This is a genomic window from Gilvimarinus gilvus (assembly GCF_030518155.1).
GTDB classification, from domain to species: domain Bacteria; phylum Pseudomonadota; class Gammaproteobacteria; order Pseudomonadales; family Cellvibrionaceae; genus Gilvimarinus; species Gilvimarinus gilvus.
Genome location: NZ_JAULRU010000568.1, coordinates 1 through 345, shown reverse-complemented (window position 1 = coordinate 345; position 345 = coordinate 1). Strand labels below are relative to the sequence as shown.

Sequence of the window (345 nt, the reverse complement as noted above, 5' to 3'; positions counted from 1 at the left end):
TCGAGCAGGGCTGCTTTGCAGCGGATCTTGAGATCACGGCAGGCGCCGGCACGCTTGGCTAGCTCGATGAACTGCATGGCGTGCTGCGGGGTATCGAATAGCGCACTGAGCTGTTTGACCCGTTCGCCAGCCATCGTGGTTTCGGCATTGCGCTTGACCGCTTCGTCCCACTCGGCAGGTGAGAGGTCTACGGGGGGGCAACCAATCTTCCCGCTTGGGCGTGTGGTCCTGGTCTTCTTCTTAGCTTCGGCCAGTGCCGCGCTCGCGGTCATGCCGAACACTGCAAATGTGCTCATGGGTCACCTCACCGTGAGTGGCATATCTGCGCAGCGGAATTCCCCGATT

At 60.9% G+C, this 345-nt stretch carries 1 protein-coding gene; it reads right to left on the bottom strand.

Annotated features, from left to right (window positions below; genetic code table 11):
• Positions 1 to 296 (bottom strand): hypothetical protein (locus QWI17_RS10615; protein WP_302722480.1); only part of this gene is annotated, 296 nt, incomplete at its 3' end.
• Positions 297 to 345: the final 49 nt, after the last annotated feature.